This is a genomic window from Demequina muriae (assembly GCF_030418295.1).
In the GTDB taxonomy this organism is placed as follows: domain Bacteria; phylum Actinomycetota; class Actinomycetes; order Actinomycetales; family Demequinaceae; genus Demequina; species Demequina muriae.
Map to the genome: position 1 here is coordinate 1 of NZ_JAUHQA010000001.1, position 15,538 is coordinate 15,538.

Here is a 15,538-nt window from a genome sequence, read left to right on the forward strand (position 1 = left end):
CGTTCACACCAGTCGACGTGACGGCGGGGGGGGGCGCCCGGCCCCCCCCACGTCTGGCGGACCTGGGATCGCCACCGTGCCGATGGCATCGGCCGTCGCGCTCCCGAGAACGCTAGGGACGCTCCTCCGGCTTACGGACGCTCGTCGGGCTTGAGACTCTCCGCGTGCTCCTCGGCCTCGATCTCGTCCTCGAGCCGCCCTGCATTGCGGGTCGCCACGACGCTCGCCACCGTCGAGATGGTGAGAATCACCACGATCACCGTCAGGGACAGCCCCGTGGAGATCTCGGGCACCGCGAGGCCCTCACCACCGTTGACGAACGGCAGGTTGTTCTCGTGCAGCGCATGCAGCACGAGCTTGACGCCGATGAACGCCAGGATCGCCGACAGGCCGTAGTGCAGGTACACGAGGCGCTGCAGGAGACCCTCCACCAGGAAGTACAGCTGGCGCAGGCCGAGCAGCGCGAATGCATTCGCGGTGAACACGATGAACGGGTCCTGGGTGAGCCCGAAGATGGCCGGGATCGAGTCGAGAGCGAACAGCACGTCGGTGGAGCCGATGGCGACCATGACGAGCAGCATGGGCGTCACCATGCGCGTGCCGGCCTCGCGCACCACGATCTTGCCCTCGCGATAGCCGTCGGTCACGGGGAAGAACCGGCGGACGAGCCGCACCATGCGGCCCTCCTCGTAGTCCGGGTGCCCGGCGTCGTCTTCGCTTTCGCGGGCGAGACCCCACGCCGTGTAGATCAGGAAGGCGCCGAAGACATAGAACAGAGCCGAGAATGCGTCGAGGGCCGCTGCCCCCGCCGCGATGAACACGGCGCGAAGGATGAGCGCGATCGCGATGCCCACGAGCAGCACGCGGGAGCGGTACTTGGGCGGCACTGCGAACCTGGACATGATCACGAGGAAGACGAACAGGTTGTCGACCGACAGCGACTTCTCCGTGACATAGCCCGCGAAGTACTCGACCGTGGGGAACTCGGGGTGCCACAGGTGCAATGCAAAGCCGAACATCACGGCGATCGCGATGTAGAACACCGACCACGTGGCGGCCTCGCGGAAGCTCGGCTCGTGCGGCTTGCGGATGACCACCGCGAAGTCGAACACGAAGAGGGCGATGATGAGCGCGATGGTCGCGGTCCACACGAACGGATCTGTCACCGTGCAATCCTAAGCCGCGCCGAGGTCGCTCGACGCCGGTCAGCCGGCGTCGAGCATCTGCCGGAGCTCCTTCTTGAGCTCAGCGATCTCGTCGCGCAGCCGCGCGGCGATCTCGAACTTGAGCTCGGCCGCCGCGGTGCGCATCTGGCTCGAGAGGTCCTCGATCAGTTGAGTCAGCTCGTCTGACGGCCGGCCTGCCATGGGCGACGTGCCTCCGCCTGTGCCACCGCCGGACGCGCGCTGGGCGCGCTCGAGGGTCTCGGCCGTGTCGGCGTCCTCACGCGCCAGCATCTCCGTGATGTCGCCGATGCGCTTGCGCAGCGGGGTGGGGTCGATGCCGTTCTCGGTGTTGTAGGCCACTTGCTTCTCGCGGCGTCGATCGGTCTCGTCGATCGCGAGTGCCATGGAGTCCGTGATCCTGTCCGCGTACATGTGGACCTCGCCCGAGACGTTCCGCGCCGCGCGGCCGATGGTCTGGATGAGGGAGGTGCCCGAGCGGAGGAACCCCTCCTTGTCTGCGTCGAGGATCGACACCAGCGACACCTCCGGCAGGTCGAGCCCCTCTCGCAGGAGATTGATCCCGACGAGAACGTCGAAGCGACCCATGCGCAGCTCGCGCAGCAGCTCGACCCGGCGCAGCGTGTCGACGTCCGAGTGGAGGTACTCGACCCGCACGTCGCGGTCCGCGAGGAACTCCGTGAGGTCCTCGGCCATCTTCTTGGTGAGCGTGGTGACCAGCACGCGCTCGTCACGCTCCACCCGGGCGCGGATCTGCTCGAGGAGGTCGTCGATCTGGCCCTCCGTGGGCTTCACGACGACCTTGGGGTCGACCAGGCCTGTGGGGCGGATGATCTGCTCCACAGCCCCGTCGGCACGGGTCAGCTCGTACTGGCCCGGCGTGGCCGACAGGTACACGGTCTGCCCCACGCGCTCCTGGAACTCACCCCACTTGAGAGGGCGGTTGTCGAGCGCCGACGGCAGGCGGAACCCGTGCTCCACGAGGGTGCGCTTGCGTGAGGCGTCGCCCTCGTACATCGCGCCGATCTGGGGCACGGTGACGTGGGACTCGTCGATGACCAGCAGGAAGTCATCCGGGAAGTAGTCGAGCAGGGTGTGGGGCGGCGTTCCCGTTGCGCGCTGCTCGATGTGCCGCGAGTAGTTCTCGATGCCCGAGCACGTGCCGACCGAGCGCATCATCTCGAGGTCGAAGGTGGTGCGCATCTTGAGCCGCTGGGCCTCGAGGAGCTTGTTCTGACGCTCCAGCTCCTCCAAGCGCTCGCCGAGTTCGATCTCGATGGTGGAGATCGCCTTGTTCATGCGGTCCTCACTCGCGACGTAGTGGGACGCCGGGAAGATGTGGACCTCGGTCTGGCGCTCGACGACCTCGCCCGTCAGCGGATGGAGCGTGTACACCGCCTCGATCTCGTCGCCGAACAGCTCGATCCGGATGGCGAGCTCTTCGTACACGGGGATGATCTCCACCGTGTCGCCGCGCACACGGAAGGTGCCGCGGGTGAACGCGAGGTCGTTGCGCGAGTACTGCATGTGCACGAACTCGCGCAGCAGGGTGTCCCGATCGACCGTGTCGCCGACCGCGAGCATCACCATGCCCTGGATGTACTCCTCCGGCGTGCCGAGTCCGTAGATGCAGGACACCGAGGACACCACGACGACGTCCCGCCGGGTGAGCAGCGAGTTGGTCGCGGAGTAGCGCAGCCGCTCGACCTCCTCGTTGATCGAGGAGTCCTTCTCGATGAACGTGTCCGTCTGCGGCACGTACGCCTCAGGCTGGTAGTAGTCGTAGTAGCTCACGAAGTACTCGACGGCGTTGCGCGGGAGCAGCTCGCGGAACTCGGTCGCGAGCTGAGCGGCCAGGGTCTTGTTGTGCGCCATCACCAGGGTGGGACGCTGCAGCCGCTCGATGAGCCAGGCGGTGGTGGCCGACTTGCCCGTGCCCGTGGCGCCGAGCAGCACGACGTCCTGCTCCCCCTCGGTGATGCGCCGGGCCAGCTCATCGATGGCCTTGGGCTGATCGCCCGACGGTCGGTAGTCGGACTCGACGAGGAAGGGCGCTTGGGAGCGGCGCAGGTCTGCGGTCATGGTCACTACGGTACGCGCCGGGTGTGACAGGGACGCGTCAGGCGGTGACCGGGACGCTCATCGCCCAGAACTCGTCGACCTGAGCGCGCAGCTGCTCCGCCGTGCCGTTCCCGTCGAGCACCGCATCGGCGACCGCGGCCCGCTGCTCGTCGCTCGCCTGCGACGCGATCCTGGCCCGCGCATCGGCCTCCGTCATGCCCCGCGACTCCATGAGCCGGGCGACTCGCCTCTCGACATCCGCGGCGACGGTCACCACCATGTCGAAGTCCGCCGATCCCTGGCCGCTCTCGACCAGCAGGGGGATGTCATGGACCACGACCTGCGCCTTCTGCGCGCGTGCCTGACGGTCCGCCGCCTTGGACATCGCGAAGACGTACGGGTGAACGATCTCGTCGAGCTGCGCACGCGCGGAAGGGTCGTGGAAGACGATGGCCGCCACGGCCGCGCGGTCGAGTTCGCCGTCGCGGACCGCCCGATCGCCGAACGCCCGCACGATCTCGACGAGCGCGGCGGATCCCGGAGCCACGGCTCTCCGCGCGAGGGCGTCATGGTCGATGACGGTGGCGCCGAGTTCCCCGAAGCGCGCAGAGGCGGTGGACTTGCCGGCGGCGATGCCGCCCGTGAGGCCGATGCGAAGCATGGCGAGAGTGTCGCACTCCCTCCCGGATCGCGCCAACCCGGCCGTGGCCCGGACATGCGACAGGGCCGCGACCCTCAGCGGATCGCGGCCCTGTCGACGGAACTGGTGCTAGTTGCCCGTGAGCTTCTCGCGCAGTGCGGCGAGACGCTCGTCCGAGGCGAGGGTGCCCGCATCGGCCGGCTCGTCGTGCGAGGTGTACGAAGGACCAGCCTCGCCCTTCGGTCCGCGCTTGCGAGGAGCCGCAGGCGCGTCGGAGGTCTCCGCCTCTGCTGCCTGCTCCTCCTGCTTGGTGACGAACTGCTTGTGCGCCTCCCAGCGCTCGTGCGCCTTCGCGTACTCCGCCTCCCAGGCCTCGCGCTGCTCGTCGAAGCCCTCGCGCCATTCCTGGGTCTCGGGGTCGAAGCCCTCGGGGTACTTGTAGTTGCCCTTGTCGTCGTACTCGGCCGTCATGCCGTACAGCGCGGGGTCGAAGTCCTCGCCGTTCGGGTCGACGCCCTCGTTCGCCTGCTTGATGGACAGCGAGATGCGTCGACGCTCGAGGTCGATGTCGATGATCTTGACGAAGACCTCTTCATCCGCCTGCACGACCTGCTCGGGCAGGTCGACGTGACGCACCGCGAGCTCGGAGATGTGCACGAGGCCCTCGATGCCCTCGAAGACGCGCACGAACGCGCCGAAGGGGACGAGCTTGGTGACCTTGCCCGGCACGATCTGACCGATGGCGTGAGTGCGGGCGTAGACCTCCCACGGGTCCTCCTGCGTCGCCTTCAGCGACAGGGAGACACGCTCGCGGTCCATGTCGATGTCGAGAACCTCGACCTCGACCTCCTGGCCCACGGACACGACCTCGTTGGGGTGGTCGATGTGCTTCCACGAAAGCTCGGAGACGTGCACGAGACCGTCCACGCCGCCCAGGTCGACGAACGCACCGAAGTTGACGATCGACGAGACGGTGCCCTTGCGCACCTGACCCGGCTGCAGCGCGGTGAGGAAGCTCGAGCGCACCTCGGACTGCGTCTGCTCGAGGAAGGCACGGCGCGACAGGACCACGTTGTTGCGGTTCTTGTCGAGCTCGATGATCTTCGCCTCGATCTGCTGACCGATGTACGGCGCGAGGTCACGGACCCGGCGCATCTCCACCAGCGACGCAGGCAGGAAGCCGCGCAGGCCGATGTCCACGATGAGACCGCCCTTGACCACCTCGATGACCGAGCCGGTGACGACGCCGTCCTCTTCCTTGAGCTTCTCGATCGAGCCCCAGGCACGCTCGTACTGAGCACGCTTCTTGGACAGGATCAGACGGCCTTCCTTGTCCTCCTTCTGGAGAACGAGGGCCTCGACGGTGTCACCCACGGCGACGACGTCGTCGGGGTTCGCGTCGTGACGGATCGACAGCTCGCGGACAGGGATGACGCCTTCGGTCTTGTAACCGATGTCGAGGAGGACCTCGTCACGGTCGACCTTGACGATGGTTCCTTCGACGAGATCTCCGTCGTCGAAATTCTTGATGGTCGCGTCGATGGCGGCGAGGAAGTCTTCGCTCGAGCCGATGTCGTTGAACGCGATGGCGGTGGACTCGGGGGTGGATACGGACATGTAGGGGATAGCTCCGTTGGACGGTGGATGAGTGGAATATGCATCAATCGATCGCCGCGCGCACAGGGCGCACGAGACCAACGATCATCCTACCCTGCGCGACCCCACCAGCACAAAGGCCATCCGCGCGTCGCGACGCTTCTGGCCGACCCGCGTGACTAAAGGTCGTCGCGAATGCTCTGAATGATGTCCGTGGTCGACACCTCGGCCGTGCGCGGCAGGTAGACCACGTCGCACAGCTCGCGGTAGTGATCGAACTTGCCGGCCCAGTCATCCCCCATCACGAGCACGTCCGCGCGGTGCTCGCGAATGTAGTCGCCCTTGAGTTCGAGCGACTCCTCCACGAACACCTCGTGCACGCACGCGAGCGACGCCACGATCGCCATCCGGTGCTCTTCGCGGTAGACCGGGTAGCGCCCCTTCTTGGAGAAATTCAGCGCGTCCGACGAGACGCCGACCGTGACGTGGTCGCCGAGCTCGGCGGCCCGGAGCAGCATGTTCACGTGACCGATGTGGAACAGGTCGAATGTTCCGAAGGTCAGCACGCGCGTCATGGATTCAATGTATCGGTTCGAGTTCATTGTTTGTTCACCTCTATACTTCCGGCGTGATCGGCAGACGAGTGAGGCGCACAGTCAGGCGCGCGCGGCGGTTCGCGGCGCGCGCTGTGAGGGCCGTGCAGGACCGCACCCTCGGCCGGTGGTACTACATGCGTCTGCCGCTCGACCCCCAGCTGGTGGTGTACACGACGCTCTGGCACCGTGCGCCGCGGGGCAACCCCTTGGCGATCTACCGCAAGCAGCGCGAGTTGGCCCCGCACCTGCGGGGGGTCTGGATCGTGCGCAAGCAGGACCTGGCTCTCGTCCCGGAGGGGGTCGAGTACGTGACGCCTCGCACGTTGGCCTACCTGCGCCTGATCGCCACCGCGACCTACTTCGTCGATGACGCCAACCCGCATTGGAGCCTGCCCGCCCGAGAGGGACAGAAGTACGTGCAGACGCACCACGGCACCGCCCTGAAGTACATGGGCGCCGATCGGCACTACTCGGGCAAGCGACCCTCCGACGCCACCATCGTCACCATGCACCGTCGATGCCAGCGCTGGACTCACAGCCTCACCACCAGCCCGTACCTCACCGAGGTATGGGAGAGGGCCTATCACAACGGCTGCGCCCAGCTCGAGGTCGGGTTCCCACGCAACGACGTCCTCCTCGCTGCGACGGAGCAGGACCGGGTCGCCGCCCGTGCACGTCTGGGTCTGGACGCGGACGAGACCGCGGTGCTGTACATGCCGACGTGGCGAACGCGACGGCGCCCTCGGGAGCAGGACTTCGATCTCGACGTGTTCGCGCGATCGCTGCCGGCGGGAACCCGCCTGCTGGTGCGCGACCACTACTACCACGACCGCCACGGGCGTCGCCATATCCCCGACCAGGTCATCGACGTGTCGACGGGGGGCGAGGTGGAGGATCTGTACCTCGCGGCCGACGTGCTGCTCACCGACTACTCGTCGGCGATGTTCGACTACGCACTGCTCGACAAGCCCATCGTGCTGCTGTGCGAGGACTGGGACGACTACCGCTGGTCCAGGGGCGCGTACTTCGACATCACGGCCGATGCGCCGGGGCCGGTGGCGCTCACCGCCGACGAGCTGGTGGACATCATCAGCTCGGGTTCGTACGCCGCGCCCGAGCATGTCGAACGCCGCGCGTCGTTCCGAGAGCGGTTCGCCACGTTCGAGCGTGGCAATGCGTCCGAGACCGTGGTGAGAGTCGTGCTGCTCGGAGAGGACGCCACTCCCTACACCGGCACCGGCTACGCCGATGCCCACCCCGGCGGCTGGACATCGCACCCGCGCGTGTCCCATCCCGAGAACCCCGCGATCGAGCAGCGGCTTGCTCCCCTGGGCACGCCCCGCGCGTCCACGTCGGCGCTGCCTCGGGAGCAGCAGGTGGACGAGGATGACGTGCCGTCCGCGCCGTCGGTCGAGCCTGTCTCAGAGGCGCTCCCGGTGACGCCGAACAGCCATGGGGGTCGCGACCGCTAGAGGCTCCACGCCGTGCGGAGCAGCTCCTCGGGCACGTACTTGGTCTTGCCCGACATCGCGGAGAACTCCGTCATCTCGATGCTCTCTCCGCGCAGCGCCGTGAAAGTTCCGAAGTTGCGGGTCGCGACCGCGTCGATGGCGGCCACGCCGAACCGGGTGGCGAGCAGGCGGTCAGCCGCTGTGGGCACGCCGCCACGCTGCACATAGCCGAGCACCGTGAGGCGGGACGGGAATCCCGTCACGCGTTCGATCGCCCGAGTGACCTGCGCTCCGACCTGACCGGCGATGGGGTTGCCCTTCTCGTCGAGCGTGTCCGAGGCGTTCCACTCGCTGCCCTCAGCAGGGACGGCGCCTTCGGCGACCGCGACGATCGAGAAGTCCTTGTAGCGGTGACGATGACGGATCTTCTTGCCGATGGTCTCGATGTCGAAAGGCGACTCCGGGGCGAGGATGATGTCCGCACCACCCGCGATTCCCGCCGTGACCGCGATCCAGCCGCAGTGGCGGCCCATCAGCTCCACGACCATCACCCGGTTGTGCGACTCGGCCGTCGAGTGCAGGCGGTCGATGGCCTCGGTGGCGATCGACACCGCGGTGTCGAAGCCGATCGACGCGTCGGTGCCCACCACGTCGTTGTCGATGGTCTTGGGGATGCCGACCACGGGAACGCCAGAGTCGTGGACCTTCGAGGCCGCCTTGAGCGTGCCGTCGCCGCCGATGCAGATCAGCGCGTCGAGCTTCTCGTCCTCCACGGTCTGGTGGACCGCTTCGATCCCGCCCTTGACCTTGTGGGGGTGGCACCGCGCGGTGCCCAGCATGGTGCCTCCGTGCACGAGGATTCCGCTGACGTCGTCCCTGGTCAGGGGCACGGCGTCGCCGTTGATCACGCCTTCCCAGCCGTTACGGAAGCCCACGACGGACATCCCGTGCTCGGCCGTGCCGCGCTTGACGACGGCTCGAATGGCGGCATTGAGGCCGGGGCAGTCCCCGCCTCCGGTCAGAATTCCTACGCGCATGTTCTCCAGCCCTGTTTGCTTCGGCAAGCGTGATTCGTCAGCAAGCGTGATTCGTCGGCAAGCATCATTAGTCAGCCAGCCTAGTGTCCGGCCGCGCGCCAATCCGACCCCTTGCCGACGTTGACGTCGAGGGGCACAGACAGGTCGCCGGCGGCGTGCATCTGTTCGGTCAGTATCGTCTCGACCGCGTCCTGCTCTCCGGCTGCGACCTCGACCACCAGTTCATCGTGCACCTGCAGGAGCTGCCGGGACGCAAGACCTTGGTCCCTGAGCGCCACGTCGACGCCGAGCATCGCCTTCTTGATGAGATCCGCCGCGCTGCCCTGGATGGGCGCGTTGAGCGCGACCCTCTCCGCGATGTCCCGTCGCTGCCGGTTGGTCGAGGTGAGATCGGGGATGTAGCGGCGACGGCCCAGGATGGTCTCCGTGTACCCGACCTCGCGGGCCTGGTCCACGACGGTGCGCAGGTAGTCGCGCACGCCGCCGAATCGCGCGAAGTAGTCGTCCATCATCGCCTGCGCCTCGCCCACCGGCACGGACAGCTGGCGCGCGAGGCCGAACGACGACAGCCCATAGGCGAGCCCGTAGCTCATCGCCTTGACCTTGGAGCGCATCTCGGGAGTCACATCGTCGGGATCCACGCCGAACACCCGTGCGCCCACGAACCGGTGCAGGTCCTCCCCCGCGCGGAACGCCTCAATCAGACCCTCGTCGCCGCTGAGGTGAGCCATGATGCGCATCTCGATCTGGCTGTAGTCGGCGGTGACCAGCGTCTCGTAGCCCTTGCCCACCACGAACGCCTCGCGGATCCGGTGCCCCTCCTCGGTCCGGATCGGGATGTTCTGCAGGTTGGGGTCCTTCGAGCTGAGCCGTCCGGTGGACGCCACGACCTGGGAGAACGTCGTGTGGATGCGTCCGTCCTCGCGCACGGCCTGCGCGAGAGTCTCGATGATCTGGCCCAGCTTGGCGGCGTCGCGGTGCGCCAACAGCGCCTCGAGGAACGGGTGGGGGCTCTTCGCCTGCAGGTCGGCGAGAGACGACGCATCCGTCGAGTAGCCCGTCTTGATCTTCTTGGTCTTGGGCATTCCGAGCCGCTCGAACAGCACCTCTTGGAGCTGCTTGGGCGAGCCCAGATTGACCTCGCCGCCGATGGCCTCGTAGGCCTGCGCCGCCGCGAGGTCCGCGCGTGCACGTGCACCGTCGGCGCGCTCTCCCAGCCGCTCGCGGTCGACCGCGATCCCCGCATGCTCCATGCGCGCCAGGACCCCGATCAGCGGGATCTCCACCTCGCGATACAGACTCGTCATGCCGCGCCGCTCGATCTCCGCGTCGAGCTCGGCGGCGAGACGCCCGACATGGGCGGCCGTGGAGCCGGCGGCATGCGCTGCCGAGGCGTCGAGGCCCAGATCGAGCTCGTCGCCCGCGGTGCCGCCGGTCGCCGTCACGCCCAGATACCGCTGCAGCACCGAGGCGAGGTCGAACCCGCGCTGGTCGGCGTTCACGAGGAACGCGCCCACCTGGGTGTCGCCGGTGATGCCGGCGAGGTCGATGCCACGCGCCATGAGCGCGTGCCACCCGTCCTTGGCGCCGTGGAGGGTCTTGGCCACCGCGTCGTCCTCGAGCCATGCGCGCAGCGAGGTCTCCTCCGCTGCGCTCAGGGCGGTGAGGTCGATGCCCCACGCCTGGTCACCGGTGCTGACGCCGATGGCCCAGGCATCAGCATCGGCCCCCGTGCGGCCCTCCACATGGAGCGACACCGGGCCGCTGAGGGCGGTGACGGCCGCCAGCGCGCCGTCGGTGACGACCTCGACCTCGTCCGGCTCCTCAGGCACGTGCTCGGCCGAGTCCGACGTGACGAGCGGCAGCAGGCGTTCCCTCAGCGTCCGGAACTGCAGGGCGTCGCACACCTGGTGCACTGCGACCGCATCGGCGCCGCGATACTCGAGATCCTCGACGGTCAGCGGCACCTCGAGGTCCGTCACCAGGTGATTGAGCTCCCGGTTGAGCCTCACCTGGTCGACGTGATCGCGCAGGCTCTGGCCAGCCTTGCCCGGGACGTCCTCGGCATTGTCGAGGATGCCCTCCAGCCCGCCGTAGACGCCGATCCATTTGGCCGCGGTCTTGGGTCCCACCCCCGGGACGCCAGGCAGGTTGTCGCTGGTCTCCCCGACGAGCGCCGCGAGATCGGGGTACTGATCGGATCGCACTCCGTACTTCTCCACCACCGCGTCGGGAGTGAAGCGCACCAGATCGGACACTCCCTTGCGCGGATACAGCAGGGTGACGTCCTCCGTGACGAGCTGAATCGTGTCGCGATCTCCCGAGACCACCAGCACGCGCATCCCGGCTTCCCGGCCCAGCCGTGCATACGTCGCGAGCAGGTCATCCGCCTCGTAGCGCTCCTTGTCGACCGCCGCCACCCCGAGTGCGTCGAGGACCTCGCGGATCAGCGGCACCTGCGGCTCGAACTCGGGCGGCGTCGCATCCCGTGTGCCCTTGTAGGAGGGAAGACGCTCGGTGCGGAACGTGCCGCCCGGGAGGTCGAACGCGACGGCCGCGTGGGTGGGCGCGTGCTCCTTCATGAGCGTCGCGAGCATCGACGCGAACCCATAGACGGCGTTGGTCGGCACCCCCGTCGACGTCGCGAAATTCTCGACGGGAAGGGCGAAGAAGGCGCGAAACGCCATCGAGAATCCGTCGATCAGCAGCAGTGTCGGTCGGCTGGAGTCGTTCACTGTGCCAACCTATCCCCTATGACTGACAACGACGACGTGTCATTCGAGGCTGTGGTGGCCGGCACTCTCATGGAGCGCATGGGCATCACCGTCGACTCCGTGACGGCGGATCGGGCAGAGGGGTCGATGCCTGTGGCGGGCAACACCCAGCCGTACGGTCTTCTTCACGGCGGGGCCTCGGCGGTGCTCGCCGAGACCCTGGGCTCCTTCGCCGCCATGTCGCACGCGTCACCCGCGGGCATCGCTGTCGGCATCGACCTGAACATCACTCACCACCGGTCAGCCAGGGACGGCGTCGTGCGCGGCGTCGCCACCGCGCTGCACCGTGGACGTACCATCGCCACCTACGAGATCGCAATCACGGACGAATCGGGCAGACCTGTCGCAACGGCGCGGCTGACCTGCTCCATTCGTCAACATTCCGCCACATAGCCGAAACATGCATGGCGTATGTTGATGGAATCCTGACGAGGAGGGGTCCTTGACGAAGAGAATCGACCGACGCGCGGTGTTGCGCGCTGTGATCGTGTTCGTCCTTGCTGTCGCCGCATTCTCCGCGCTGTCCGCGCTCGGCTCCGCAGCCGCTGCCGCCGACGCCACGGACGTGGCCACCACGGTGGTCACGGCCGATGCGGTGGACGTGGATGCGGTCACGGCGGACGCGGTGGTGGACGAGGAGGACGACGCCGGCGGCGGGTCCACCGGTCTCGCCACGAACCGGATCGCCCAGAACGTCTTCAACGGTGTGGTGTTCGGGCTGCTGCTCGCGCTCGCCTCCGTCGGGCTCTCCCTCATCTACGGCACGACCGGGCTGAGCAACTTCGCGCACGGCGAGCAGGTGTCACTGGGCGCGATGCTGGCGTACTTCTTCGCCACGCAGCAGCCGGTCTCGATCCCGCTCCTTCCCGTGGAGTTCACCATCGGCTGGCCGCTCTGGCTGGCGTCGATCGCCGCAATCGCCGTCGCCGGCTTCACCGGCTGGCTGCAGGACCGCTTCATGTGGTCCAAGCTGCGCAAGCGCGGCGTCAAGACGGTGCAGCAGATGATCGTCTCGATCGGCTTCTCACTCGCCCTGCTGAACTTCCTCCAGTGGTGGATCGGCCCGGACCGTCTCCGCGTCAGCACCTCCATCGAGACTCGCCGACAGATCGGCCCGATCCAGCTGGGCGACACCACCTCGATGTCGATCGGCATCGCCGTGGTGGCACTGCTCGCGGTGGGGTACTTCCTGCTGCGCACCCGGCTCGGTCGCGCCACGCGCGCCGTCTCTGACAACCCGGCATTGGCCGCGGCCTCCGGAATCAAGGTGGACGGCATCATCCGCCTCGTGTGGGTGATGGCGACCAGCCTCGCCGCCCTGGGCGGCATCCTGCTGGCGCTGTACGACTCCGGCACCAAGTTCGACACCGGCGCCAAGCTGCTGCTGCTGATGTTCGCCGCCGTCACGCTCGGTGGCCTGGGCCAGCCGTTCGGCGCGCTCGTGGGATCGCTCGTCATCGGTGTGGTGGTCGAGACCTCGACGCTGTGGCTCGGACCCGACCTCAAGTACGCGACGGCTCTCGCCATCCTCATCCTGGTGCTGCTGGTGAGACCGCAAGGAATCCTCGGACGAGCGGAAAGGGTGGGCTAGCGCATGGACATCTTGGTCAGCATCCTGCGCGAGGCGATCGCGCCGACGACCGCCGCATTCGCGCTCGCCGCGATCGGCCTCAACTTCCACTTCGGCATGACCGGCCTCCTCAACATGGGCCAGGCCGGCTTCATGCTGCTCGGCATGTACGGGTACGCGATCACCGCACGCGAGGGCGGTCCCATCTGGCTCGGCGTGCTGGTGGCGATCGCGCTGGCCGTGGTGTTCGCCGTCGTGCTCGGGTGGCCCACGTTGAAACTGAGAGGCGACTATCTCGCCATCGTGACCATCGCCGCAGCGGAGATGATCAGATACGTCGGACGCTCGCAGAACCTGAACTCGCTCACGGGCGCCTCCACAGGCATCCGCGGCAACGAGTTCAAGGGCTCCTTCGAGATGCTCTCGCCGTTCCCGGACCGCATGGTCGAGTTCGGCCCCATCGCACTGCACGGCTCCCAGTCCACCAGCTGGTGGCTGGCGCTCGTGGGGTGGAGCCTCGTGGGGCTCATGGTGCTGCTCTTCTGGCGCCTGTCCCGCTCGCCGTGGGGCCGCGTGCTCAAGGGCGTGCGCGAGGACGAGGACGCCGTGCGGTCGCTCGGCAAGAACGTCTACTCGTACAAGATGCAGGCGCTCGTGATCGGTGGCGCCATCGGTGCGATCGCCGGAATCGTGTGGGCGCTGGGCGCCTCGGTGCAGCCCGACTCCATGGGCCGGCCCACCACGTTCTGGATCTGGACGCTGCTGCTTCTCGGCGGCGCGGCGACCGTCTTCGGTCCCGTGCTCGGCTCGATCCTGTTCTGGTGCGCGCTCGTCTTCGTGAAGGGCGTGGCGTCCGCAGTGATCCCGGACACCATCCTGAACACCCAGCAGCTCGAGCCGTTCTCGCTCACCCTGGTGGGAGTGACGCTGATGTGTCTGGTGATCTTCCGACCACAAGGAATCCTGGGCGACAAGAAGGAGCTGGCTTTCCATGACTGACGACGTCTTCGCGCAGGTTCCCCGCGAGCCCGGCGCGCCCAAGCCGGACCCGATCGTGATCGCGGACAAGGTCCACCGTCACTTCGGCGGCCTCACCGCCGTCGACGTCGATCACTTCGAGGTCCAGCGTGGCGCCATCACGGCGCTCATCGGCCCCAACGGCGCCGGCAAGTCCACGTTCTTCAATCTGCTCACCGGATTCGACAAGCCGCAGCGGGGCGACTGGCTCTTCAACGGCAACTCGCTCAAGGGCGTCTCTCCGGCCAAGGTGGCGCGCGCGGGCAAGGTCCGCACGTTCCAGCTCACCAAGGCACTGAGCCGCATGACGGTGATCGAGAACATGCGTCTCGGCGCTGCGGACCAGAGCGGCGAGAACTTCTTCGTCGCGTTCGTGCCGGCGCTGTGGAAGGCGCGCGAGGAGGAGATCACGGCGAAGGCGCACGTGCTCCTCAAGCGCTTCAAGCTCTACGAGAAGAAGGACGAGTTCGCAGGGTCGCTCTCCGGCGGCCAGCGCAAGCTTCTCGAGATGGCGCGTGCCCTCATGTCCGATCCCGAGATGGTCATGCTCGACGAGCCGATGGCGGGCGTGAACCCTGCCCTCACCGAGTCCCTGCTCGACCACATCGTGAAGCTCAAGAACGAGGGCGTCACGGTGCTGTTCGTCGAGCACGACATGCACATGGTGCGCCGCATCTCCGACTGGGTGGTGGTGATGGCCCAGGGTCAGATCATCGCCGAGGGCCCGCCCGAGAGCGTGATGCTGAACCCGCAGGTCCAAGAGGCCTACCTGGGTGCGCACATGGACGAGGACCTGTCAGAGCCGGCAGTCGCCGAAGAGATCAAGAAGGAGGTATCAGAGTGACCGACACCGCACCTCTGCTGATCGCCGACGACATCGTGGCTGGCTACGTGCCAGGAGTCGACATCCTCAACGGCTGCTCGATGCGCGTCGACGAAGGCGAGCTGATCGGCATCATCGGCCCCAACGGCGCCGGCAAGTCGACGTTCCTCAAGGCGCTGTTCGGCCTCGTGACCATCACGTCCGGCACCGCGACCCTGGCCGGCGAGGACATCTCCAACAAGCGCGCGGACGAGCTCGTGCAGATGGGCGTCGGGTTCGTCCCCCAGTCCAACAACGTGTTCCCGTCCCTCACCATCCGCGAGAACCTCGAGATGGGCGCGTACCAGAACGCCAAGGGCTTCAAGGCCCAGTACGCGCGCGTCATGGACCTGTTCCCCGACCTGGCCTCGCGTGATCACCAGCGTGCCGGTTCGCTCTCGGGCGGCGAGCGTCAGATGGTCGCGATGGCTCGCGCGCTCATGATGGACCCGAAGGTGCTGCTGCTCGACGAGCCCTCCGCGGGCCTGTCCCCCGTGCGTCAGGACGAGACGTTCGTGCGCACGCGCGAGATCAACAAGTCGGGCGTGACCATCATCATGGTCGAGCAGAACGCGCGGCGCTGCCTGCAGATCTGCGACCGGGGCTACGTCCTCGACCAGGGCACGTCTGCGTACACCGCGACGGGCCAGGAGCTCCTCAAGGACCCCAAGGTCATCGAGCTGTACCTGGGGACCCTGGGCGCTTAGGGCGACCGCTCCCCCGCTTCAGGGCCCCGTCGGCAGCGATGCC

The 15,538-nt window shown here is 67.4% G+C and carries 13 protein-coding genes; 6 read left to right on the top strand and 7 right to left on the bottom strand.

Going from position 1 to position 15,538, the window contains the following annotated elements; all coding sequences use genetic code 11:
- Nucleotides 1-131: 131 nt before the first annotated feature.
- From QQX02_RS00005 to QQX02_RS00025, 5 genes are all read right to left on the bottom strand, one after another.
- The gene (locus QQX02_RS00005) at nt 132-1,166 is read right to left on the bottom strand and encodes a TerC family protein (protein ID WP_301140434.1); all 1,035 of its coding nucleotides are present in this window, start codon (nt 1,164-1,166) and stop codon (nt 132-134) included.
- Nucleotides 1,167-1,205: 39 nt separating this feature from the next.
- Complete coding sequence (gene uvrB / locus QQX02_RS00010; RefSeq protein ID WP_301140435.1) at nt 1,206-3,266, bottom strand: excinuclease ABC subunit UvrB; 2,061 nt, start codon at nt 3,264-3,266, stop codon at nt 1,206-1,208.
- Nucleotides 3,267-3,303: 37 nt separating this feature from the next.
- The gene (coaE, locus tag QQX02_RS00015; RefSeq protein WP_301140436.1) at nt 3,304-3,906 is read right to left on the bottom strand and encodes a dephospho-CoA kinase; all 603 of its coding nucleotides are present in this window, start codon (nt 3,904-3,906) and stop codon (nt 3,304-3,306) included.
- A gap of 108 nt (nt 3,907-4,014) precedes the next feature.
- Nucleotides 4,015-5,502 (bottom strand): 30S ribosomal protein S1, encoded by a 1,488-nt coding sequence (gene rpsA, locus QQX02_RS00020; protein ID WP_301140437.1) that lies wholly within the window; start codon nt 5,500-5,502, stop codon nt 4,015-4,017.
- A gap of 158 nt (nt 5,503-5,660) precedes the next feature.
- Entirely contained in the window at nt 5,661-6,056 is a 396-nt protein-coding gene (locus QQX02_RS00025) for an FAD synthase family protein (protein ID WP_301140438.1), read from the bottom strand.
- 53 nt (nt 6,057-6,109) lie between these two features.
- On the opposite strand from QQX02_RS00025, the gene QQX02_RS00030 reads away from it, so the two are divergent.
- Nucleotides 6,110-7,549, top strand: coding sequence for a CDP-glycerol glycerophosphotransferase family protein (locus tag QQX02_RS00030; protein ID WP_301140439.1), 1,440 nt, complete (start codon nt 6,110-6,112; stop codon nt 7,547-7,549).
- On the opposite strand, the gene QQX02_RS00035 is transcribed toward QQX02_RS00030, so the two are convergent.
- A complete protein-coding gene (locus QQX02_RS00035; RefSeq protein WP_367304219.1) occupies nt 7,546-8,592 on the bottom strand; it encodes a 6-phosphofructokinase in 1,047 nt (348 codons plus the stop codon). The genes QQX02_RS00030 and QQX02_RS00035 overlap by 4 nt on opposite strands.
- 53 nt (nt 8,593-8,645) lie before the next feature.
- Entirely contained in the window at nt 8,646-11,300 is a 2,655-nt protein-coding gene (gene polA, locus QQX02_RS00040; RefSeq protein ID WP_301140440.1) for a DNA polymerase I, read from the bottom strand.
- An 18-nt stretch (nt 11,301-11,318) separates the two neighbouring features.
- Between polA and QQX02_RS00045 the strand changes: the two genes are divergently transcribed.
- The 5 genes from QQX02_RS00045 to QQX02_RS00065 are packed head-to-tail and all read left to right on the top strand — an operon-like array spanning nt 11,319 to nt 15,495.
- A complete protein-coding gene (locus QQX02_RS00045) occupies nt 11,319-11,732 on the top strand; it encodes a PaaI family thioesterase (protein WP_301140441.1) in 414 nt (137 codons plus the stop codon).
- Between the two features lie 49 nt (nt 11,733-11,781).
- A complete protein-coding gene (locus QQX02_RS00050; protein ID WP_301140442.1) occupies nt 11,782-12,930 on the top strand; it encodes a branched-chain amino acid ABC transporter permease in 1,149 nt (382 codons plus the stop codon).
- A 3-nt stretch (nt 12,931-12,933) separates the two neighbouring features.
- Nucleotides 12,934-13,908, top strand: a complete 975-nt coding sequence (locus QQX02_RS00055) for a branched-chain amino acid ABC transporter permease (RefSeq protein ID WP_301140443.1) — start codon at nt 12,934-12,936, stop codon at nt 13,906-13,908.
- On the top strand, nt 13,901-14,770 hold the full coding sequence (locus tag QQX02_RS00060; RefSeq protein ID WP_301140444.1) for an ABC transporter ATP-binding protein: 870 nt from the start codon (nt 13,901-13,903) through the stop codon (nt 14,768-14,770). The genes QQX02_RS00055 and QQX02_RS00060 overlap by 8 nt, the downstream gene beginning before the upstream one ends.
- Nucleotides 14,767-15,495 (top strand): ABC transporter ATP-binding protein, encoded by a 729-nt coding sequence (locus tag QQX02_RS00065; protein WP_301140445.1) that lies wholly within the window; start codon nt 14,767-14,769, stop codon nt 15,493-15,495. Before QQX02_RS00060 ends, QQX02_RS00065 begins: the two co-directional genes overlap by 4 nt.
- Nucleotides 15,496-15,538: the final 43 nt, after the last annotated feature.

Coding starts and splice junctions, on each gene's coding strand:
- uvrB (WP_301140435.1), bottom strand. CDS start 3,266: ATGACCGCAGACCTGCGCCGCTCCCAAGCGCCCTTCCTCGTCGAGTCC.
- QQX02_RS00045 (WP_301140441.1), top strand. CDS start 11,319: ATGACTGACAACGACGACGTGTCATTCGAGGCTGTGGTGGCCGGCACT.
- coaE (WP_301140436.1), bottom strand. CDS start 3,906: ATGCTTCGCATCGGCCTCACGGGCGGCATCGCCGCCGGCAAGTCCACC.
- rpsA (WP_301140437.1), bottom strand. CDS start 5,502: ATGTCCGTATCCACCCCCGAGTCCACCGCCATCGCGTTCAACGACATC.
- QQX02_RS00060 (WP_301140444.1), top strand. CDS start 13,901: ATGACTGACGACGTCTTCGCGCAGGTTCCCCGCGAGCCCGGCGCGCCC.
- QQX02_RS00055 (WP_301140443.1), top strand. CDS start 12,934: ATGGACATCTTGGTCAGCATCCTGCGCGAGGCGATCGCGCCGACGACC.
- QQX02_RS00025 (WP_301140438.1), bottom strand. CDS start 6,056: ATGACGCGCGTGCTGACCTTCGGAACATTCGACCTGTTCCACATCGGT.